24 protein-coding genes are annotated in these 21519 nt (G+C 56.4%); 18 read left to right on the top strand and 6 right to left on the bottom strand.

The genetic code is table 11. The features are described from left to right. Positions 1–94: 94 nt before the first annotated feature. The 5 genes from endA (at position 95) to ruvX (ending at position 3750) form a co-directional block, all read left to right on the top strand. On the top strand, positions 95–802 hold the full coding sequence (gene endA, locus GT756_RS13080) for a deoxyribonuclease I (protein WP_004205174.1): 708 nt from the start codon (positions 95–97) through the stop codon (positions 800–802). A 91-nt stretch (positions 803–893) separates the two neighbouring features. Beyond that, a complete protein-coding gene (rsmE, locus tag GT756_RS13075) occupies positions 894–1625 on the top strand; it encodes a 16S rRNA (uracil(1498)-N(3))-methyltransferase (protein ID WP_049092316.1) in 732 nt (243 codons plus the stop codon). A gap of 20 nt (positions 1626–1645) precedes the next feature. Continuing rightward, entirely contained in the window at positions 1646–2596 is a 951-nt protein-coding gene (gene gshB, locus GT756_RS13070; protein WP_004205176.1) for a glutathione synthase, read from the top strand. Positions 2597–2770: 174 nt separating this feature from the next. Next, complete coding sequence (locus GT756_RS13065) at positions 2771–3334, top strand: YqgE/AlgH family protein (protein WP_002916603.1); 564 nt, start codon at positions 2771–2773, stop codon at positions 3332–3334. Next, positions 3334–3750 (top strand): Holliday junction resolvase RuvX, encoded by a 417-nt coding sequence (ruvX, locus tag GT756_RS13060; protein WP_004205178.1) that lies wholly within the window; start codon positions 3334–3336, stop codon positions 3748–3750. Before GT756_RS13065 ends, ruvX begins: the two co-directional genes overlap by 1 nt. Positions 3751–3770: 20 nt before the next feature. Here the strand turns inward: ruvX and GT756_RS13055 are convergent, their stop codons facing one another. Further along, positions 3771–4424, bottom strand: a complete 654-nt coding sequence (locus GT756_RS13055; protein WP_032456615.1) for a LuxR C-terminal-related transcriptional regulator — start codon at positions 4422–4424, stop codon at positions 3771–3773. A gap of 348 nt (positions 4425–4772) precedes the next feature. Further along, positions 4773–5753: a type IV pilus twitching motility protein PilT gene (locus tag GT756_RS13050; RefSeq protein ID WP_017899769.1), complete on the bottom strand. Its 981-nt coding sequence runs from the start codon at positions 5751–5753 to the stop codon at positions 4773–4775. A gap of 16 nt (positions 5754–5769) precedes the next feature. Here GT756_RS13050 and GT756_RS13045 point away from each other — a divergent pair, with 16 nt between their 5' ends. The 8 genes from GT756_RS13045 to GT756_RS13010 all read left to right on the top strand — a co-directional run bounded on the left by GT756_RS13045 (position 5770) and on the right by GT756_RS13010 (position 12221). Then, a complete protein-coding gene (locus tag GT756_RS13045) occupies positions 5770–6471 on the top strand; it encodes a YggS family pyridoxal phosphate-dependent enzyme (RefSeq protein ID WP_004205181.1) in 702 nt (233 codons plus the stop codon). A gap of 20 nt (positions 6472–6491) precedes the next feature. Then, a complete protein-coding gene (locus GT756_RS13040; protein ID WP_004205182.1) occupies positions 6492–7058 on the top strand; it encodes a YggT family protein in 567 nt (188 codons plus the stop codon). Continuing rightward, on the top strand, positions 7055–7345 hold the full coding sequence (gene yggU, locus GT756_RS13035) for a DUF167 family protein YggU (protein ID WP_004205183.1): 291 nt from the start codon (positions 7055–7057) through the stop codon (positions 7343–7345). Before GT756_RS13040 ends, yggU begins: the two co-directional genes overlap by 4 nt. Positions 7346–7357: 12 nt before the next feature. Further along, positions 7358–7951 carry an XTP/dITP diphosphatase gene (locus GT756_RS13030; protein WP_004205185.1) on the top strand — a complete coding sequence of 198 codons (594 nt, stop codon included), beginning with the start codon at positions 7358–7360 and terminating at the stop codon, positions 7949–7951. Beyond that, complete coding sequence (gene hemW / locus GT756_RS13025; RefSeq protein WP_160124837.1) at positions 7944–9080, top strand: radical SAM family heme chaperone HemW; 1137 nt, start codon at positions 7944–7946, stop codon at positions 9078–9080. Before GT756_RS13030 ends, hemW begins: the two co-directional genes overlap by 8 nt. A 304-nt stretch (positions 9081–9384) precedes the next feature. Continuing rightward, entirely contained in the window at positions 9385–10371 is a 987-nt protein-coding gene (locus GT756_RS13020; protein ID WP_160124836.1) for a TRAP transporter substrate-binding protein, read from the top strand. A gap of 46 nt (positions 10372–10417) precedes the next feature. After that, positions 10418–10927 carry a TRAP transporter small permease gene (locus GT756_RS13015; protein WP_004205188.1) on the top strand — a complete coding sequence of 170 codons (510 nt, stop codon included), beginning with the start codon at positions 10418–10420 and terminating at the stop codon, positions 10925–10927. Further along, the gene (locus tag GT756_RS13010) at positions 10920–12221 is read left to right on the top strand and encodes a TRAP transporter large permease (protein ID WP_160124835.1); all 1302 of its coding nucleotides are present in this window, start codon (positions 10920–10922) and stop codon (positions 12219–12221) included. The genes GT756_RS13015 and GT756_RS13010 overlap by 8 nt, the downstream gene beginning before the upstream one ends. Positions 12222–12268: 47 nt before the next feature. On the opposite strand, the gene GT756_RS13005 is transcribed toward GT756_RS13010, so the two are convergent. Genes GT756_RS13005 through trmB form a run of 3 tightly spaced genes read right to left on the bottom strand, consistent with a single transcriptional unit; the run spans position 12269 to position 14084 of the window. Then, positions 12269–12988: a DUF2884 domain-containing protein gene (locus GT756_RS13005; RefSeq protein ID WP_004205190.1), complete on the bottom strand. Its 720-nt coding sequence runs from the start codon at positions 12986–12988 to the stop codon at positions 12269–12271. A gap of 50 nt (positions 12989–13038) precedes the next feature. After that, entirely contained in the window at positions 13039–13365 is a 327-nt protein-coding gene (locus tag GT756_RS13000) for a YggL family protein (RefSeq protein ID WP_002916620.1), read from the bottom strand. After that, the gene (gene trmB, locus GT756_RS12995) at positions 13365–14084 is read right to left on the bottom strand and encodes a tRNA (guanosine(46)-N7)-methyltransferase TrmB (protein WP_004205192.1); all 720 of its coding nucleotides are present in this window, start codon (positions 14082–14084) and stop codon (positions 13365–13367) included. Before trmB ends, GT756_RS13000 begins: the two co-directional genes overlap by 1 nt. 136 nt (positions 14085–14220) lie before the next feature. Here trmB and mutY point away from each other — a divergent pair, with 136 nt between their 5' ends. From mutY to GT756_RS12975, 4 genes are all read left to right on the top strand, one after another. Next, positions 14221–15279: an A/G-specific adenine glycosylase gene (gene mutY, locus GT756_RS12990; protein WP_048325734.1), complete on the top strand. Its 1059-nt coding sequence runs from the start codon at positions 14221–14223 to the stop codon at positions 15277–15279. A gap of 27 nt (positions 15280–15306) precedes the next feature. Beyond that, positions 15307–15582: an oxidative damage protection protein gene (locus GT756_RS12985; protein WP_004105744.1), complete on the top strand. Its 276-nt coding sequence runs from the start codon at positions 15307–15309 to the stop codon at positions 15580–15582. Between the two features lie 48 nt (positions 15583–15630). Beyond that, positions 15631–16713 carry a membrane-bound lytic murein transglycosylase MltC gene (gene mltC, locus GT756_RS12980; protein WP_002916629.1) on the top strand — a complete coding sequence of 361 codons (1083 nt, stop codon included), beginning with the start codon at positions 15631–15633 and terminating at the stop codon, positions 16711–16713. Positions 16714–16903: 190 nt separating this feature from the next. Continuing rightward, on the top strand, positions 16904–18157 hold the full coding sequence (locus GT756_RS12975) for a nucleoside permease (protein WP_023319141.1): 1254 nt from the start codon (positions 16904–16906) through the stop codon (positions 18155–18157). Positions 18158–18199: 42 nt separating this feature from the next. Here the strand turns inward: GT756_RS12975 and GT756_RS12970 are convergent, their stop codons facing one another. After that, positions 18200–20338, bottom strand: a complete 2139-nt coding sequence (locus tag GT756_RS12970) for an ornithine decarboxylase (RefSeq protein ID WP_017899763.1) — start codon at positions 20336–20338, stop codon at positions 18200–18202. A 419-nt stretch (positions 20339–20757) separates the two neighbouring features. Here GT756_RS12970 and GT756_RS12965 point away from each other — a divergent pair, with 419 nt between their 5' ends. Next, on the top strand, positions 20758–21471 hold the full coding sequence (locus tag GT756_RS12965) for a DUF554 domain-containing protein (RefSeq protein WP_004205197.1): 714 nt from the start codon (positions 20758–20760) through the stop codon (positions 21469–21471). Positions 21472–21519: the final 48 nt, after the last annotated feature.

The raw sequence follows: 21519 nt of genomic DNA, 5'->3' as shown, positions 1-21519 counted from the left end.
CCATTGGAATTAATTAGAAACTTTCTGATCTGACTGATTGCATCCGGCACCCTCATTCGCTACGTTGCGGGCTCGTTTTGACACGGAGTGAACGATGTCCCGTATGCATGTTTTAGCCGTTGCAGTATTGAGCACGGCAGTGAGTGGCCCGCTTGCGGCCGCAGAAATTACCAGTTTTTCCCAGGCCAAGGCCGCTGGCGTCAAAGTAAACGCCGACGTTCCCGGCGACTTTTACTGCGGCTGTAAAATTGCCTGGCAGGGTAAAAAAGGCGTTATCGATCTGGAATCTTGTGGCTATAAAGTGCGTAAAAATGAGAACCGCGCCAGCCGGGTTGAATGGGAACACGTGGTGCCGGCGTGGCAGTTCGGCCATCAGCGCCAGTGCTGGCAGGAGGGTGGTCGTAAAAACTGCGCCAAAGATCCTGAGTATCGCAAGATGGAAAGCGACATGCACAACCTGCAGCCGGCGGTGGGAGAAGTGAATGGCGATCGCGGCAACTTTATGTACAGCCAGTGGAACGGCGGTGAAGGCCAGTACGGCCAGTGCACCATGAAGGTCGATTTTAAAGATAAAATCGCTGAGCCCCCTGCCCGCGCTCGCGGCGCCATCGCCCGCACCTACTTCTATATGCGCGACCGCTACCAGTTAAATCTTTCCCGCCAGCAAACTCAGCTGTTTACCGCCTGGAACAAACAGTATCCGGTCACCGCCTGGGAGTGTGAACGCGATGAGCGCATCGCGAAAGTGCAGGGCAACCATAATCCTTATGTCCAGCAGGCTTGCCAGGCGCAAAAGAGCTAACCTACACTAGCGGCAATTGTTAATTTGCAGCCCTGTGCTTCCCGCCTAATGGCGGGAAGCTGGCATCTGCGCAAAGAACGGAATATCAAGCATGCGCATTCCTCGCATCCATCATCCAGAACGCCTCATTGTCGGCAGCCTGATCGCGCTGAGCGATGACGCGGCCAACCACGTCGGGCGCGTTCTGCGCATGACCGCCGGTCAGCACCTTCAGCTATTCGACGGCAGTAACCAGGTGTTTGACGCCGTCATCACCGAGGCCGGTAAGAAAAACGTCACGGTTGAAGTCCTCAGTGGCGAACCCGACGATCGGGAATCGCCGCTGCATATCCATTTAGGCCAGGTGATGTCCCGCGGCGAAAAAATGGAATTCACCATCCAGAAATCGATCGAACTCGGAGTAAGCCTCATAACGCCACTGTTTTCCGAGCGCTGCGGCGTTAAACTGGACGCCGAACGTTTGCAGAAAAAGATCCAGCAGTGGCAGAAAATCGCTATTGCCGCCTGCGAACAGAGCGGTCGTAACGTGGTACCGGAAATTCGTCCGGCGATGCAGCTGGAGGAGTGGTGCGCCGAGCAGGACAGCGGGCTGAAGCTCAACCTGCACCCGCGCGCCAGCGCCAGCATTAACACGCTGCCGCTGCCGGTTGAACGCGTCCGTCTGCTGATTGGCCCGGAAGGCGGGCTGTCGGCTGAAGAGATAGCAATGACCGCGAAATACCAGTTTACTGATATCCTGTTGGGACCGCGCGTTCTGCGTACAGAGACTACTGCGCTCACCGCCATTACTGCCCTGCAGGTGCGTTTTGGCGACTTAGGTTGAGGCGTTAACGGAGAAGAACCATGATCAAGCTCGGCATCGTGATGGATCCCATCGCAACCATCAACATCAAGAAAGACACCAGCTTCGCTATGTTGCTGGAGGCGCAGCGTCGCGGCTATGAACTCCATTACATGGAGATGAACGACCTTTATTTGATCAACGGCGAGGCCCGCGCCCGGACGCGCACACTGAGCGTCGAACAGAACTACGACAAATGGTATGACTTTACCGGCGAGCAGGATCTGCCGCTGGCGGATCTTGACGTCATTCTGATGCGTAAGGATCCGCCGTTCGATACCGAATTTATTTATGCGACCTATATTCTGGAGCGAGCGGAAGAGAAAGGCACGCTTATCGTCAACAAGCCGCAGAGCCTGCGCGACTGTAACGAGAAGCTGTTCACCGCCTGGTTCTCCGAACTGACCCCGGAAACGCTGGTCACCCGCAATAAAGCCCAGCTGAAAGCCTTCTGGGAAAAACACGGCGATATCATCATGAAGCCGCTCGACGGCATGGGCGGCGCCTCTATTTTCCGCGTCAAAGCCGGCGATCCGAACCTCGGCGTGATCGCCGAGACGCTGACCGAGCTGGGCAGCCGCTACTGCATGGCGCAGAACTATCTGCCGGCCATTAAAGATGGCGACAAGCGCGTGCTGGTGGTGGATGGCGAGCCGGTACCTTACTGCCTGGCGCGCATTCCGCAGGGCGGCGAGACTCGTGGCAATCTGGCTGCCGGCGGCCGCGGCGAAGCCCGCCCGCTAACCGAAAGCGACTGGGATATCGCCCGCCGCGTCGGCCCGACGCTGAAGGCTAAAGGCCTGATTTTCGTTGGCCTGGATATTATTGGCGACCGTCTGACGGAAATTAACGTCACCAGCCCGACCTGCGTCCGTGAGATCGAGGCCGCCTTCCCGGATATTTCGATCACCGGCATGCTGATGGACGCTATCGAAAGACGTCTCGCCCGATAAGCACTACGGCGGACGAACGTCCGCTCAGGGCACAGCGAGCGCGGATCGCCGCGCTGGCGAAACCCTTCCAGCCAGGCGCCGCTCGGGCGCCTGCCAGATAAAGTGCATCGACACCATTCTACTTTGCCCGCATACTGGGTGTTGCTTTTTGAACCAGGAACAGAACCTCTGACAATGAATTTACAGCATCACTTTCTGATTGCCATGCCTGCGCTTCAGGACCCCATTTTCCGCCGCTCCGTGGTCTATATCTGCGAGTATAACGACGAGGGTGCCATGGGCATTATTATCAATAAGCCGCTGGAAAATCTGCAGGTGGAAGGGATCCTTGAGAAGCTCAAAATTGTCCCGGAGCCGCGTAATCCGGAGATCCGCCTGGATAAACCGGTGATGCTGGGCGGCCCGCTGGCGGAAGACCGCGGCTTTATTTTACATACCCCGCCCTCTGACTTTTCCTCAAGCATCCGTATCTCGGATAACACGGTGATCACCACCTCGCGGGATGTCCTCGAAACCTTAGGCACCGACCGGCAACCGGGCAACGTGCTGGTTGCCCTGGGCTACTCTTCGTGGGAGAAAGGGCAGCTGGAGCAGGAGATTCTAGATAATGCCTGGCTTACCGCCCCGGCTGACCAGAATATTCTCTTCCGTACGCCCATCGCCGATCGCTGGCGCGAGGCGGCTAAACTGATTGGCATCGACATCGTGACGATGCCAGGCGTCGCGGGGCATGCATAATGAGCGGTACCTTTCTCGGCTTTGATTTCGGGACCAAAAGCATCGGTGTGGCGGTAGGGCAACGGATCACCGCAACCGCCCGGCCACTGCCGGCGCTGAAGGCGCAGGACGGTAAACCGGACTGGAATATCATCGAAAAATTGCTTAAGGAGTGGCAGCCTGAGGCGGTAATCGTCGGCCTGCCGCTGAATATGGACGGCACTGAGCAACCGCTGACCGCGCGCGCGCGTAATTTCGCCAATAAAATTCATGGCCGCTTTGGCGTCGCGATCCTTCTCCACGATGAACGTCTGAGTACGGTTGAGGCCCGGGCGGGCCTGTTCGAACATGGCGGCTATCGGGCGCTGAATAAAGGCAGCGTCGATTCGGCCTCTGCGGTGGTCATTCTGGAAAGCTACTTCGAGCAGAGCTTTTAAGCCCTGCTCTTCTGCGCCGCCTAGTGGCGCAGATGTTCGTTAGCCCAGCTCACCGCCTGGGTGCGATTCTTAACGCTCAGCTTACGGAACACGTTATACAGGTGCGTCCGCACCGTGTTCTCACTGATAAACAGCGCGCGGGCAATATCGAGGTTGGTCGCGCCGCAGCGCAGTTCGTTGAGGATCTCGCATTCTCGTTCGGTCAGCGGCGAGTTCTCAACCGGCGCCGATGCATGGTCCGCAGCGTACATCGCCGGGTGCATCACGCTCAATTCAGCCGTCTGTTCGCCGTTCAGCACGGCCTTGACGCCCTCAATTAAGCGCGATTCATCATCGTCATGGCGGAACACGCCATATAAAGCCGGCCACTGCGCCATTTCGTATAACTCATACTTTTGTGCGCTATTAATAATCAACAAACGAGGATTATCTGCCTGCAAGCGAATAATATCCCGCCACACCCCGTTTAATTTCTTATTTGACACTGCAATATCAAATAATATTACAGAATCTTTTGCCAGACGCTGCGCCAGCGGTTTATTAATATTTTGTAAAACCACCGGTGCCACCAGGGTTTCGCTCAGATAGCTGGCAAAGGCTTTGCTTTGAATAGACGGGTGGGTAATAAAGGTTACCTGACGAGAAGATGATGAATTTCCATTTAAATTAATCACTTAAAACTCTCCTTAGCAGCTATCCACCGTCATGGTGGTTAAATGAATAAAAAAATATACAATCAGCCGTGAATTTATAAATAGCATTGGCAATTTACAAATTGAAACGTTATTCCATGAGAATCATCCTATTCCCGTAAACAGCATAAATCGAATGACTCAAAGCTGTCAAAAGGTAATCAAACTTTTTTCCTGGAAATGCGTATTCACTGCCGACATATCTCAACTGAATATCTTATTTGAATTTATTCACAAGGATTATTTGTATTATCAAATAATATCCAGAAACAGCTTTTAAACATTTAGTTAACACACCATTTCAACCACCCAACTCGCTTCACACTCCCCTTACAGCTCGCCTGCGGCCACACGTTGCTGAAAACTCTGGGTAAATGTCAACATTCCGGCCTGCATCCCGGTCTGCATTACACCGGGCAGCTGATGCACTTTTCCTTCGCGGATCAAATTCCCTACCGCCGGCGTATTAACCAGAAGCTCGTATAGCGCAACTCTGCCGCCCTGACGTGCGGGTAATAATTTTTGCGCCAGCACCGCGCACAGGCTTCCGGCCAGCTGGCTACGAACCTGATCTTTCTCCTCTGCCGGAAAGACATCGATCAATCTCTCCACCGCCGGCGCCGCGCCGCGGGTGTGTAATGTCGCCATCACCAGATGCCCGGTCTCCGCCGCAGTTAACGCCAGACGAATGGTTTCGCTGTCGCGTAGCTCGCCGAGCAGGATCACATCCGGATCCTGACGCAGCGCCACGCGAAGCGCTGCGGAGAACGAAGGACAGTGCCGGCCAATCTCCCGCTGCTGAATCAGGCATCGCTCGCTGTGATGAATAAACTCCACCGGATCCTCCAGCGTCAGAATATGGCCATCAAGATGCTGGTTGAGATGGCCGACCATCGCCGCCAGGGTGGTCGACTTGCCGCTGCCCGTCGCCCCGGTGACCAGCAGCAAGCCACTCTCTTCCGCCAGCAGCTCGCTTAGCGCAGGCGGCGCGCCCAGAGCCTCCAGGCGCGGACACTGGCTGGGCAGCAGGCGCAGCACCAGCGATATTCCGCGCGTATGGGCGAAAGCGCTGGCGCGTAACCGTGAACCACAGGCCAGAGTCAGCGCAAAGTCTATCTGGCCGTGCTCCTGCCAGTGCTGTAACTGTGCGGCATCGAGCCAGTCGTTGAGTAAATCCGCAATATCCGGTGCGGGAAAGGGCGCGGGCTCCAGCTTACCCTGCCGCCGCCAGCGCGGTGCGGCGGAATTGCACAGGTGTAGATCGGAGACATTATGCTTTACACTAAGGGCTACGATTTCTTCCAGCTTCATAACTCATCCTCGGAATATGAACGATATTGCGCATAACCTGGCACAGGTCCGGGACAAAATCTCCGGTGCCGCCGCCCGTTGCGGGCGTGCGCCAGAAGAAGTGACATTGCTTGCAGTGAGTAAAACGAAACCTGCGAGCGCGATCGAAGAAGCCATCGCGGCAGGCCAGCGGGCATTTGGTGAAAACTACGTCCAGGAGGGCGTGGAGAAGATTAACCATTTCCAGCAGGCAGGCGTCAGCGGATTGCAGTGGCACTTTATTGGTCCCTTGCAGTCCAACAAAAGCCGGCTGGTGGCCGAACATTTTGACTGGTGCCACACCGTCGATCGGTTGAAAATCGCCACCCGCCTGAACGAGCAGCGCCCGGCGCATTTGCCGCCGCTGAAGGTGCTGATTCAAATCAACATCAGCGATGAGCAGAGTAAATCCGGCATCCCGCTGGAAGCGCTCGATGCCTTAGCCGCGGAGATCGCTGAGTTACCTCATCTGGAGCTGCGCGGCCTGATGGCGATCCCCGCGCCTGAGTCAGAATATGTAAGGCAGTTTGCCGTCGCCCAGCAAATGGCGGTAGCATTTGCGCGGTTAAAAACGCGGTACCCCACGGTCGATACGTTGTCTCTGGGAATGTCGGACGATATGGAAGCCGCTATCGCGGCGGGAAGCACGATGGTGCGCATCGGCACGGCCATTTTTGGTGCGCGCGACTACAGCAAATAATAAGGAATCTGAGGAACGCCATGAAGACGTTGACTTTCCTGCTTTCAACGGTCATTGAGCTTTACACAATGGTCGTGTTGTTACGCGTCTGGATGCAGTGGGCGCGCTGCGACTTTTACAACCCGTTTTCGCAGTTTGTGGTAAAGGCCACGCAGCCGATTGTCGGACCGCTGCGCCGGATCATCCCGGCAATGGGGCCGATTGACAGCGCCTCGCTGCTGGTGGCATTCATCCTCTGCGTCATCAAAGCGATCGTCCTGTTTATGGTGATCACCTTCCAGCCGATCATCTGGATCTCCGCCCTGCTTATTCTGCTGAAAACCATCGGCTCGCTGATCTTCTGGGTGCTGCTGCTGATGGCGATCATGAGCTGGGTCAGCCAGGGACGCAGCCCGGTGGAGTATGTGCTGATGCAGCTGGCGGACCCGCTGCTGCGTCCAATCCGCAACCTGCTGCCGTCGATGGGCGGTATCGATTTCTCGCCGATGGTGCTGGTGCTGCTGCTGTACGTGATCAATATGGGGGTCGCCGAGGTGCTGCAGGCTACCGGTAACGTACTGCTGCCGGGGCTGTGGATGGCGCTATGAGTGCCGTTGAAAGCTGCGCTGACGGGCTGGTGCTGAGGCTGTATATTCAGCCGAAGGCCAGCCGCGACAGCATCGTGGGCGTACATGGCGACGAGCTCAAAGTCGCCATTACCGCCCCGCCCGTTGATGGCCAGGCCAATGCCCATCTGGTGAAATTTCTCGCCAAACAGTTCCGCGTCGCCAAAAGCCAGGTACTGATTGAAAAAGGCGAGCTGGGCCGCCATAAGCAAGTTAAAATCATCGCCCCACAACAGATCCCGACTGCGGTCGCGGCGCTAACTGAATAAACAGGATTCATCATGCAAAAAGTCGTCCTCGCTACCGGCAACGCCGGTAAAGTGCGCGAACTGGCCTCGCTGCTGGAAGATTTTGGTCTCGATATCGTCGCTCAGACCGAGCTCGGCGTCGAGTCTGCGGAAGAGACCGGTCTGACCTTCATTGAAAACGCGATTCTGAAAGCGCGTCATGCGGCGCAGATCACCGGCCTGCCGGCTATCGCCGACGATTCCGGTCTGGCCGTCGATGCCCTTGGCGGCGCGCCAGGCATCTACTCCGCCCGCTATGCCGGCGTCGACGCCAGCGACCAGCAGAATCTTGAGAAACTGCTCGACGCCCTGCAGGACGTGCCGGACGACCAGCGCCAGGCGCAGTTCCACTGCGTACTGGTCTATCTACGCCATGCCGAAGATCCCACGCCGCTGGTGTGCCACGGCAGCTGGCCTGGGGTGATCGCCCGGGAAGCCGCAGGTCATGGCGGCTTCGGCTACGATCCGATTTTCTTCGTCCCGTCAGAGGGAAAAACCGCGGCCGAACTGAGCCGTGAAGAAAAGAGCGCCATTTCCCATCGCGGGCAGGCGCTTAAACTGTTACTGGATGCATTACGTAATGGCTAATTTGCCACCGCTGAGTCTCTATATTCATATTCCCTGGTGCGTGCAGAAATGCCCGTACTGCGACTTTAATTCGCATGCACTGAAAGGCGAGGTGCCGCACGATGACTACGTCCAGCATCTGCTGAACGATCTGCGGGCCGATGTGCAGTATGCCCAGGGACGGGAAATAGGCACCATTTTTATCGGCGGCGGTACGCCGAGCCTGCTGTCAGGCCCGGCCATGCAAACCCTGCTCGATGGCGTCCGCGCCTGCCTGCCGCTGGCCGCCGGGGCGGAAATCACCATGGAAGCCAACCCGGGCACCGTGGAGGCCGATCGCTTCGTTGATTACCAGCGCGCCGGGGTGAATCGCATCTCTATCGGCGTACAAAGCTTTAGCGAACCAAAGCTGCAGCGGCTGGGGCGGATCCACGGCCCGGAAGAGGCCAAACGCGCGGCACGCCTCGCCAGCGGCCTGGGCTTGCGCAGTTTCAATCTCGACCTGATGCACGGTTTGCCGGACCAGTCGCTGGAGGAGGCGCTGGACGATCTGCGTCAGGCCATTGCTCTCAACCCGCCGCATCTCTCGTGGTACCAGCTGACCATTGAGCCGAACACCTTGTTCGGTTCCCGGCCGCCGGTGCTGCCGGATGACGACGCGCTATGGGATATTTTTGAGCAGGGACATCAGCTGCTGAGCGCCGCCGGCTACCAGCAGTACGAGACTTCCGCTTACGCCAAAGCGGGCTATCAGTGTCAGCACAATCTCAACTACTGGCGCTTTGGCGACTATCTCGGCATCGGCTGCGGCGCGCACGGCAAGATAACCTTCCCGGACGGGCGCATCCTGCGTACCGCCAAAACCCGCCACCCGCGCGGCTATATGGAAGGCCGCTACCTCGAACGCCAGCATAATGTGGAAGAGGCGGATAAACCGTTTGAGTTCTTTATGAACCGTTTTCGCCTGCTGGAGGCCGCGCCGCGCGCGGAATTCCGCCGTTATACCGGTCTTGATGAAGCGGCGATCCGTCCGCAGCTGGACGCGGCGATAGCCCACGGCTATCTGCAGGAAGACGAGCAGAACTGGCAGATTACCGAGCATGGAAAGCTGTTTTTAAATTCTCTTCTCGAACTATTCCTCAGCGAATAAATATCGTTATCCCATTCCCGGCAGCAATATGGCGGGAATGGGAATCACTCGATTCCTCCGCCATATATACCTCATTACATCCGTTCCATTGTTATTAAATATTCCACTCTCAAATTAATTTGCATTAATTAATACAAACCAAATATCAATCCTTCAATAAGATCGGTTATTTCATTACCTCATTGCCAGAAAGTGTGAGTCAGGCAGCTTAAAGATGTACGACAACAAAGATAATATGTCATACAGAAATAAAGCATGATGCCTAAGATATTGACCCATTACCCCAAGTGCATGGAGCCAACTCATGAAAAAATATCCTTTTTCTCGTTCTCTGGTAGGTATAGCTTTACTGGCCCTACTCTCTGCAGGTGCCGTCGCGGCTGAAAAAATAACATTAAAGCTGGCGCATAACCTTGAGCGCAGCCATGTGGTGCATCAGGCGTTTGAGGAGATGTCCAAAGAGGTAAACCAGCTTTCTGACGGTAAGATGAAGATTCGCATTTACCCCAGTAGTCAGATGGGCAGCGCTCGCGAGACCATGGAGTTATTACAAAATGGCGCGCTGGATATGACCAAAGGTTCCGCCAGCGATCTGGAATCTTTCGATAATATTTACGCCATATATAATTTACCATTCTTGTTTAACGACCAGAACCACTTCAATAACGTGGTCTTCGGCGAGGTGGGTAAAGAAATAATGAACTCGACGAAAGAGAAAGGATTTTTTGCCCTTTCCGCTTATGTCGCCGGGACGCGAAGTTTTTATGCAAAAAAGCCCATCAACAGGCCGGAAGATTTAAAAGGACTGAAGATCCGCGTTCAGGCCAGTCCGACAACGTTAAAAATGGTCGAATTAATGGGCGGTTCCCCAACCCCCATCTCCTTTGGTGAAGTTTATACCGCCATGCAGCAGGGGGTGGTGGACGGCGCGGAGAATAACGTTCCCTCCTGGGTGCAGACGCGCCATATCGAAATCGCGAAAGTATTCTCTGAAGATGAGCATGCCTCCATCCCTGATTTCCTCGTTATCTCCAGTAAAACCTGGGACAAGCTGACGCCGGATCAGCAACAAATCCTGATCAAAGCGGCGAAAGCGTCAGAGGTTTATCAGCAACAGCTGTGGCGGAAAATCGACGCCGATACCCGCGCGCAGGCCAAAGCTATGGGGGGCGAAATTATCAAAGTGGATAAAGCGCCGTTCCGCGCAGCCGTGCAGCCGCTATTCGATGACTTTAAAAAAGATCCTGTACAGGCCGCCCTGCTGGCCAAATTTGAAGCTGCCGCGGAATAACCATTAACGGGCCAGCCGCAGGCCCGTCTTCACCAGGAAATCAACGATGATACTTAACCGCATCAAGCTGGCGGTGGACCGCACCATCGCCGCCTTCTCTGTCGCTGTTATGATTGCGCTGGTTGTCTGCGTCGTCTGGCAGGTATTCAGCCGCTACGTGCTTAACCAGCCAAGCACCCTGACCGATGAGCTGGCGCGCTTCTTAATGATCTGGGTCGGGCTACTGGGCGCGGCCTACACCGTCGGCGCCCAGCGTCACCTGGCGATTGATTTACTCACCATGACGCTCTCTCCCCGCAGGCAGGCGCTGTTCAGCGTCATTATTAACCTGCTGATCCTGCTGTTTGCCGGCGCAGTGATTGTGACCGGCGGCGTAAAACTGATTGCAAAAACGCTGTCGACCGCCCAGGTCTCAGCCGCGATGCAGATCCCCATGGGCTACGTGTATCTGATCCTGCCGCTCACCGGCATCATGATGATGTTTTACGCATTGTGTTTTATCAATAACGGCCTGAAAAACATGAAACATGCAGAAGAAGGAGCAACTCATGGATAGCGCTATTGCACTGACGCTGTTTGGCGTTTTCTTTATTCTGGTTTTTATCGGCGTTCCCATCTCCTTCGCCATCGGTATCGCTACCGTTGGCTCGATGCTGCTGATGTTTCCCTGGGATATCGCGGTGATAACCGTGTCTCAACGCCTGGCGAACGGGCTTGATAACTTCGCGCTGCTGGCCATCCCCTTTTTTATCTTTGCCGGAACCCTGATGAACAGCGGCGGGATTGCAATACGCTTAATCAATCTGGCGCAGGTGATGGTTGGGCGAGTGCCCGGATCGCTGGGGCACGTTAACGTGCTGGCCAATATGATGTTCGGCTCGATTTCCGGTTCAGCCGTCGCGGCCGCCGCGGCGGTAGGCGGGACGCTGAGTCCCATTCAGAGGCAAAAAGGCTACGATCCGACCATTTCCACAGCGGTAAACGTCTCATCCTGCATCACGGGTCTGCTTATTCCGCCGTCAAACGTGCTGATCGTTTTTTCCCTGACAGCCGGCGGCGTCTCGGTCGCCTCGCTGTTTATGGCCGGTTATCTGCCGGGCATTCTGATGGGTCTGTCCATCATGCTGGTCTGCGGCTGCATCGCTAAACGCCGCGGCTATCCGGTTTCCGAACGGCCGACCTGTGCCCAGGCGGCAAAGGCTTTTTTCGACGCCCTACCCAGCCTGCTGCTGGTCATTATTGTGATGGGCGGGATCCTCGGCGGTATTTTCACCGCCACTGAGGCGTCCGCCATCGCCGTGGTCTACACCTTTATTCTCTCGGTGCTGATCTATCGTGAAGTCAAATGGCGCGATCTGCCGCAGCTGATTCTGGAGTCGGTGGTGACGACCTCTATCGTTCTGCTGCTGATTGGCTTTTCGGTCGGCATGTCGTGGGCGATGACCAATGCCGATATTCCCTACATGATAAGCGATGCGCTAATGGGGGTGTCGGAAAACCCGGTGGTGATCCTGCTGCTGATTAACATTGTGCTGCTAATCGTCGGCATTTTTATGGATATGACCCCAGCGGTGCTGATTTTCACGCCGATATTTCTGCCCATTGCTGAGGATTTGGGCATGAACCCGGTTCATTTCGGCATCATGATGGTCGCTAACCTGTGCATCGGCCTGCTGACCCCGCCGGTTGGCAGCGCGCTGTTTGTCGGCTGCTCCATTTCAGGGGTGAAAATTCAGCAGCTCATCAAACCGTTGCTGCCGTTCTACGCCGCCCTGCTGATCGCGCTGATGATGATTGTTTATATCCCGCCGATCTCGCTGTTTATTCCACAGCTGCTGGGGCTGATGTGATCGCCTGAGCGTCGTCGCTACCTGCGGGCGCAGGTAGCGAAATCAAGCTATTTTAACGAGCCAACCAGCGCTTTGCGGCTGTCCTCAAGGGAGACCACCCGGCTGCAGACGTCTTTACCAAACTGCTGGAAATCGGCCTCCTGGTTTTTCCACTCATCCTGGATAGCGGTTTGCAGACCGCCGAGGCTACCTAGAATGCCCTGCAGCGGGTTGCCGCCGCCTTTGAGCACCGCTTTCGCCCCCATCTCGTTAATGCTGTCCTGCAAAATGCCGCCCATCGCCTGATTTACCAGCTGCTGGCCGTCGGCGCGCACCTGGTCGATGGCTTTATAGTGGAAGGTCAGGCCATCGCTGCGGCGCTCAATGATGCGGTTCATCTGTTCTTTCAGCTGCGCGTCCAGCTTGGTCAGACGACCGTGCATACTGCTATTGGCGCCGACCTGTTCGGTAATGATTTTATCTAGCGCCTTGCGGCCTTTTTCGACTCGCGAACGCGCGCCTTCGTCAATCCACGGCAGGCTGCTACGCAGACTGGCCTGGTAATCCTGCGCCTGTTCGCGCTGGGCGGCGCTGAGCGCATAAGCCTTGCCGTTAAAGGTCAGGTTGCCGTCCGGTTTGATCACCAGATTGCCGTTTTCCCCTTTCACCTGTACCTGCTGAGGGGTGAGGATCACATCGTCACGCGGCGTGACGCTACACTGGTAGTCCGCATGGGCAGACAAAGCGGTGACGGAGAGCGCCACCGCCAGCAGCGTTTTACGCATCATAAAACTCCCTTAAGACAAAACGGGCCGGCAGTTGCCGACCCTTGTCAAACTTAGTCCCACCAGACGTCAAAAAGTTCGCTGGTGCGCACATCCTCTAACTTACGCGCTTCCAGCCATTTGCGCACGATGGCCTGATGCTCTTCGGTGCATTTACCGATCTCCTGCATGCAGATCAGCCCCTCCCAGGAGAGATAGCCGCTGCCGTCAAAGGCCAGCTTGTTCGGCTCAATCACCTCTTCGATCAGATCGTTGACCGTCTGGTCGATCTGCTCTTCACTGGTCCCTTCCGGGAAACGCCAGGCGACGGAGAAGCCTAACTCCTGAAACTCGTCGATATGCATTTTTTTACGCAGACGACGGCTACGATTCTTGGCCATTATTTCACCCTCTCGAACATTAAGTCCCATACGCCGTGGCCGAGACGATGGCCACGCTGTTCAAATTTGGTTACCGGGCGCGATTCCGGGCGCGGTACGTAATCGTTGCTTGCCGACTGGTTACGATACCCTTCCAGTGAGGACATCACTTCCAGCATATGGACGGCATAGGCTTCCCAGTCGGTCGCCATATGGAAGACGCCACCGAGCTTCAGTTTACTTTTCACCAGCTCGGCGAAAGGCGGCTGTACGATACGACGTTTATTATGGCGCGCTTTATGCCACGGGTCAGGGAAAAACAGCTGCACCATATTCAGCGAGTTATCCGGAATCATAGTGTGCAGCACTTCCACCGCATCGTGACACATCACGCGCAGGTTTTGCACACCTTCTTCTTCGGCCGAGGCCAGACAGGCGCCGACGCCCGGGGAGTGCACTTCGATGCCGAGGAAATTCTGTTCCGGTTTGGCTTTTGCCATCGCCACCAGCGAGGCGCCCATCCCGAAGCCAATTTCGAGGGTGACCGGCGCTTCGCGGCCAAACAGGGCGGCGAAATCGAGCGGCGCATCGTTGAATTCAACGCCCATCACCGGCCAAATGTTATCCAGCGCATGCTGCTGCCCTTTCGTCAGGCGGCCCTGGCGACGGACGAAGCTACGAATACGGCGCAGCGGGCGACCGTTTTCATCGAATTCCGGAGAAATGACGTCGTTTTTCATAAAAGTTTGGTCTGCTTGTGAATGTGTTCGGAAAACGGGCATTATCCAAAGTTACCCGGCGGATGCAAGGGTTTACAGCCACTCGCCCTTATGCTGCAATCTGCCCCCCTGTAATCGCGATCCCGGAGCCGTAGCTTTGACTTTTCTCGCCACGCAATTTTCAGCCCAGGTCCTGGACTGGTACGACAAATACGGGCGTAAAACCCTGCCCTGGCAAATCGCCAAGACGCCCTACAAAGTATGGCTCTCCGAAGTGATGTTGCAACAAACCCAGGTGACCACGGTTATCCCCTATTTTGAACGCTTTATGGCGCGTTTCCCTACGGTGGTCGATCTCGCCAACGCGCCGCTGGATGAAGTGCTGCATCTGTGGACCGGACTGGGTTATTACGCGCGGGCGCGCAACTTACACAAAGCGGCGCAGCAGGTGGCGACGCAGCACGGCGGCGAATTCCCGCAGACCTTTGACGAAGTGGCGGCGCTTCCCGGCGTCGGGCGCTCAACGGCGGGGGCCATTTTATCGCTTTCGCTCGGTCAGCATTATCCGATTCTCGACGGCAACGTGAAGCGCGTGCTCGCCCGCTGCTATGCTGTCAGCGGCTGGCCGGGGAAAAAAGAGGTGGAAAAACGGCTGTGGGAGATTAGCGAAGCGGTCACGCCGGCGAAGGGCGTGGAGCGTTTTAACCAGGCGATGATGGATCTCGGGGCGATGGTTTGCACCCGCTCGAAGCCGAAGTGCGAACTGTGCCCGCTGAGCAACGGCTGCGTGGCCTACGCCAATCATTCATGGGCAGAATATCCGGGCAAAAAACCGAAGCAGACCATTCCGGAACGCACCGGCTATTTTCTGCTGATGCAGCACGGTGACGAGGTGTTTCTCGCCCAACGTCCGCCGGTGGGTCTGTGGGGCGGATTGTTCTGTTTTCCGCAGTTTGCCGACGAAGCGGGCCTGCGCGAGTGGCTGGCACAGCGCCAGATTAAGGCCGATAATCTGACGCAGCTCACCGCTTTTCGCCACACTTTCAGCCATTTCCACCTGGATATTGTGCCGATGTGGCTTACAGTGCACTCATCTGGCGCATACATGGATGAAGGCAACGCACTCTGGTATAACTTAGCGCAGCCGCCGTCGGTTGGTCTGGCGGCCCCCGTGGAGCGCTTGTTGCAACAGTTAAAAGCCGGAACGCCGGTATAAATTTTCGGCTATCAAAGAGGATTGATTATGAGCAGAACCATTTTTTGTACCTTCCTGCAGCGTGAAGCGGACGGCCAGGATTTTCAGCTGTATCCGGGCGAACTCGGGAAGCGCATTTACAACGAAATCTCCAAAGAAGCCTGGGCGCAGTGGCAGCACAAGCAGACCATGCTGATCAACGAGAAAAAGCTCAGCATGATGAACCCGGAGCACCGCAAGCTGCTGGAGCAGGAAATGGTGCAGTTCCTGTTTGAAGGGAAAGATGTGCACATCGAAGGCTATACGCCGCCGGAAAAACAGTAAGGGCCCTGCGGCCTTTTAAAAACAAACACAACACGCACGCCCGGAATGATGAAAAAATACTTAGCGCTCGCGCTGATTGCGCCGTTGCTCGTTTCGTGTTCCAGCTCCAATAAAAAAGGCGCCGAATACAACGAGGCCTGGGTCAAGGATACCAACGGTTTTGATATCCTGATGGGCCAGTTTGCCCACAACATCGAGAACATTTGGGGGTACAACGAAGTCCTGCTCGCCGGGCCGAAGGACTACGTCAAATACACCGACCAGTATCAAACCCGCAGCCACATCAACTTCGATGAAGGGACGATCACCGTCGAGACCATCGCCGGCACCGATCCGCGCGGACGACTGCGCCAGGCGATCGTCAAAACCCTGCTGATGGGCGATGACCCCAACTCCATCGACCTCTATTCCGATGTCGATGACATTCAGATCTCCAAAGAGCCGTTCCTCTATGGCCAGGTGGTGGATAACACCGGGGCATCGATTCGTTGGGAGTGGCGCGCCGCGCGCTTTGCCGACTATCTGCTGCAAACCCGCCTGAAGAGCCGCAACAACGGCCTGCGCGTGGTCTACAGCATCACCATCAACCTGGTGCCGAACCACCTCGACAAACGTGCGCATAAATACCTCGGCATGGTGCGTCAGGCCTCGCGTAAGTACGGGGTTGATGAGTCGCTGATCCTCGCGATTATGCAGACCGAATCCTCCTTTAACCCTTATGCGGTCAGCCATGCCGACGCCATGGGGCTGATGCAGGTAGTCCAGCACAGCGCCGGCAGAGACGTCTTCCGTTCCCAGGGTAAATCGGGCCTGCCAAGCCGTAGCTATCTGTTCGACCCGGCGAATAACATTGACACCGGTACTGCCTACCTGGCGATGCTGAACAATGTCTACCTTGCTGGCATCGATAACCCCACCTCGCGTCGCTACGCGGTGATCACCGCCTATAACGGCGGCGCCGGCAGCGTGCTGCGGGTCTTCTCCAGCGATAAAGTCCAGGCGGCCAATATCATCAACAGCATGGCGCCAGGTGACGTCTACCAGACGCTGACCACCCGTCATCCGTCGGCGGAATCGCGCCGCTATCTGTATAAAGTTAACACGGCGCAGAAAAGCTACCGCCGTAAATAACCCCCTCCTGACACCGGCCTCTGCCACGCGCTGAGGCCGCTTTTTTTCTGCGCCATACTGTGGAATATCTTTCGGTTTTCTGCGGCAGTTAACAGAAGCCTTCAGCTGGTGAATGATAGAATCGCATCAAAATAACGGGATTAATGTTATTTTAAAAACATAACAAGCCCACATTCGTGAGGATAACTACATGAATCTTAAGCTGCAGCTCAAAATACTGTCGTTCCTGCAGTTCTGCCTTTGGGGGAGCTGGCTCACCACGCTTGGCTCATACATGTTTGTCACGCTGAAGTTTGATGGCGCGGCTATCGGCGCAGTATATAGCTCGCTCGGTATCGCCGCGGTGTTGATGCCGACGCTGCTCGGCATCGTCGCCGATAAGTGGATCAGCGCCAAATGGGTGTATGCCGCTTGCCATCTGGTGGGCGCGCTGACGCTGTATCTGGCGGCGCAGGTCACCACGCCGGGCGAGATGTTCCTTGTGATCCTCCTCAACTCGCTGGCCTATATGCCGACGCTGGGGCTGATTAACACCATCTCTTACTACCGCCTGCAGTCGGCGGGGCTGGATATCGTCACCGATTTCCCGCCGATCCGGATCTGGGGCACCATCGGCTTTATCTTCGCCATGTGGGGCGTCAGCTTCTCCGGCTTCGAACTGAGCCATATGCAGCTGTACATTGGCGCGACGCTGTCGGTCCTGCTGACGCTGTTCACCCTGACGCTGCCGACGATCCCGGTGGCTAACGCCCAGCGTAATCAAAGCTGGACGGAGATGCTGGGGCTTAACGCTTTTGCGCTGTTTAAAAACAAGCGCATGGCAATCTTCTTTATCTTCTCGATGATGCTAGGCGCCGAGCTGCAAATCACCAACATGTTCGGTAATACCTTCCTGCACAGCTTCGATAAAGATCCGCTGTTTGCCGGCAGCTTTATCGTCGAACACGCCTCGGTGCTGATGTCGATCTCGCAGATCTCCGAGACGCTGTTTATCCTGACCATTCCGTTCTTCCTCAGCCGCTACGGCATTAAGAACGTGATGCTTATCAGTATCGTGGCGTGGATGCTGCGCTTCGGCCTGTTCGCCTTCGGCGATCCGACACCGTTCGGCACCGTGCTGCTGGTGCTATCGATGATCGTCTACGGCTGCGCTTTCGACTTCTTCAACATCTCTGGTTCAGTGTTCGTGGAGAAAGAGGTGCGTCCGGAAATCCGCGCCAGCGCCCAGGGCATGTTCCTGATGATGACCAACGGCTTCGGCTGTATTCTCGGTGGCATGGTGAGCGGCAAAGTGGTGGAGCACTTTACCGTCGAAGGGATCACTAACTGGCAGAGCGTGTGGCTGATTTTCGCCGGCTATTCGCTGGTGCTGGCTTTTGCCTTCGTGGCGCTGTTCAAATACAAACACGTCAGACAACCGACCGCCGCGCAGCAGAGCGCGTGATCGTCAAAAGCAAAACGCCCCGCCGGTTCAGCGGGGCGTTTTTTATCCCTTCAGCACGTAGCCATACAGCCGCTTAATGCCGTCCGAATCCGTCTCACTATATACCCCCTGCAGCTCCGGCGAGAAGCCCGGCAGCATATTAACCCCCTCTTCCAGCGCAAGGAAATAGCGCAGTACAGCGCCACCCCAGACCTCACCGGGCACCACGCATAATACCCCCGGCGGATACGGCAGCGCCCCTTCCGCCGCGACGCGGCCCTCCGCCTCGCTCAGACGCACCAGCTCCACGTCGCCGCGGATAAATTCGCGGTTGGCATCCTGGGGATTCATCACCACCCGCGGGAAGCTCCGTTTACGGAACATCTCTTTTTGCAGGCTCTTCACGTCAAAGCTGACGTACAGATCGTGCATCTCCTGGCACAGTTCGCGCAGGGTATAGTCGCGATAACGCACCGGGTATTTGTTATAGATGGTCGGCAACACATCGGCCAGCGGCGTATCCGCTTCAATATGCTGTTCAAACTGCCCCAGCATCGCCACCAGCTGCGCCATTTTTTCGGCGCTTTCCGCCGGCGTCAGCAGGAACAGAATCGAGTTGAGATCGCACTTCTCCGGCACGATGCCGTTTTCCCGCAGGTAATGCGCCAGAATGGTCGCCGGGATGCCGAACTCACTGTACTCCCCGCTCTCCGCGTCGATGCCCGGGGTGGTCAACAACAGCTTGCACGGGTCGACAAAATACTGGTCGTCGGCATAGCCCTCGAAGCCATGCCAGCGCGCGCCCGGTTCGAAGCTGAAGAAACGGCGCTCCCGGGCGATCGCCTCAGTCGGGTGATCCTGCCACGGGCGCCCCGCCACTATCGGCGGAATAAAAGGCTGGATCATCTTGCAATTGGCGATGATCGCTTTGCGCGCCTCGATGCCCAGCGCCACGCATTCGGCCCACAGGCGGCGGCCGCTCTCGCCTTCGTGGATTTTGGCGTTGACGTCCAGTGCGGCGAACAGCGGATAAAACGGGCTGGTAGAGGCATGCAGCATAAAGGCGTTATTCAGCCGCTTGTGCGGACAGAAGCGCGCCTGGCCGCGCAGATGGTTATCCTTTTTATGGATCTGCGACGTCTGCGAGAAACCGGCCTGCTGCTTGTGAACGGACTGGGTGACAAAAATGCCCGGATCGTCCGGGGTCAGCTCCAGCAGCAGCGGCGAACAGTCGGCCATCATCGGGATAAACTGCTCATAGCCCACCCACGCCGAGTCGAACAGGATGTAATCGCAGAGGTGGCCGATTTTATCGACCACCTGGCGGGCGTTATAGACCGTGCCGTCATAGGTTCCGAGCTGGATCACCGCCAGACGAAACGGGCGAGAGGCCGTGGCTTTCTCTGGCGCCGCTTCACGGATGAGATCCCGCAGGTAGCGCTCATCAAAGCAGCGCTCGTCAATGCCGCCGATAAAGCCGAACGGATTGCGCGCGGCTTCAAGATAGACAGGCGTCGCTCCCGCCTGAATCAGCGCCCCGTGATGGTTTGACTTGTGGTTGTTGCGATCGAACAGCACCAGATCGCCGCGGGTCAACAGCGCGTTGGTCACGACTTTGTTGGCCGCCGAGGTGCCGTTAAGGACGAAGTAGGTTTTATCCGCATTAAAGACCTTCGCGGCAAACTTCTGCGCGTGCTTGGCCGACCCTTCGTGGATCAGCAGATCGCCTAATTTTACGTCGGCGTTACACATATCGGCGCGAAAGACGTTTTCGCCAAAAAAGTCATAGAACTGGCGGCCTGCGGGATGCTTTTTGAAAAAGGCCCCGTGCTGGTGTCCCGGACAGGCAAAGGTGCTGTTATCCATTTCGACGTACTGGGTCAGCGTATTGAAAAACGGCGGCAGCAGACGCGCTTCATAATCGCAGGCCGCCGCTTCCAGCTCCAGCCACTCCTGATCTTTACCGGCGATCACCGCCTGTACCCCCTCCGGCTTATCGACCGCCGTCTCGCTCAGCAGGTAGACCGGCAGGTTAAATCCGCTACGCCTGAGGAGGGCGAGGATGCCGCTGCGACTGTCCGCCGCGGTGATGACGACTGCCGCCACATCGGTAAAATCGGTACTGTCCAGCGCCACAACGCGACGGTGGGTGGACAAGCGGGTGACCAGCTCGCAGCTGGCGGCAATGTGCATGGATTTCATAAGCGCAAATGCCCGTATCGGGAGTGTAAAAATCTCAGGCAAGGGAAACCTTGCCCAACGATGCGTCCGGGTCTGACGGATTCAGCTCCGACCGCCGGACATCAGTAAAAGCAGACGCGTCCGATCTTACTGTTGCCCTACAGTGAGCATACGTGTCCTTCACCGCATGGTGAACAGAGGGGTAAGCGTAGCAAGATGAGGCAGCCCACGCATCTGTGCGCGGCGTCGCTGGCGAGGTAATGGCAGTGTCGTCATCGGCGGCCTCATATCAGGGAGGAGAAAATTCGCGCAATCATGGCACCTTTCCCCGACAGGCGCAAGATGAAAACCGTATGCACTTATATCACGGATACACAAGCTTTCACGGCGGGTTAACGTCATAATCATTCGGTTATCAGGGATATTTAACAGGAGTCAGCGTGGTTACAGGACCTTTTATTAATGCCAGCGCGGTGCTGGTCGGCGGCGTGTTAGGCGCCTTACTCAGCCAGCGGTTGCCGGAACGGATCCGCACATCCATGACCTCAATTTTTGGTCTGGCGTCATTAGGCATCGGCATTTTACTGGTGATCAAATGCGCCAATCTGCCGGTGATGGTGCTGTCGACCCTGGTGGGAACGCTGCTCGGCGAAATTTGTAATATGGAAAAAGGGATTAATACGCTGGTCAGTCAGCTCCAGCAGTTGCTGACGCCGAAGGGTAAGAAAAAAGCCTCGGCTCATGACTCCTATATTCAGAGCTATGTGGCGATTATCGTCCTGTTCTGCGCCAGCGGCACCGGCGTCTTCGGCGCCATGCGCGAAGGGATGACCGGCGACGCCAGCATTCTGATTGCCAAAGCGTTTCTCGATTTTTTCACCGCCACCATTTTCGCTTGTACCCTGGGCATTGCCGTCGCCGCCATCAGCGTACCGATGCTACTTATCCAGCTGACCCTCGCGGCCTGCGCGGCGATCATTATGCCGCTCACCACGCCGATGATGCTGGCGGATTTCAGCGCCGTCGGCGGTATGCTGCTGGTGGCCACCGGGCTGCGCATCTGCGGAATAAAAATGTTTGCCGTGGTGAATATGCTGCCTGCGCTGGTGCTGGCGATGCCGATCTCAGCGGCCTGGACGCTGTTTTTTGCCTGAAGACGCGTGCTTTTAGCGCAATGTGGTGATAGATTGTTCAGTCTGCTG

This window comes from Klebsiella sp. Q2 (assembly GCF_009900705.1).
In the GTDB taxonomy this organism is placed as follows: domain Bacteria; phylum Pseudomonadota; class Gammaproteobacteria; order Enterobacterales; family Enterobacteriaceae; genus Klebsiella; species Klebsiella quasipneumoniae.
The sequence above is the reverse complement of the archived record's forward strand: the minus strand, read 5'-3'. Positions and strand labels throughout refer to the sequence as shown.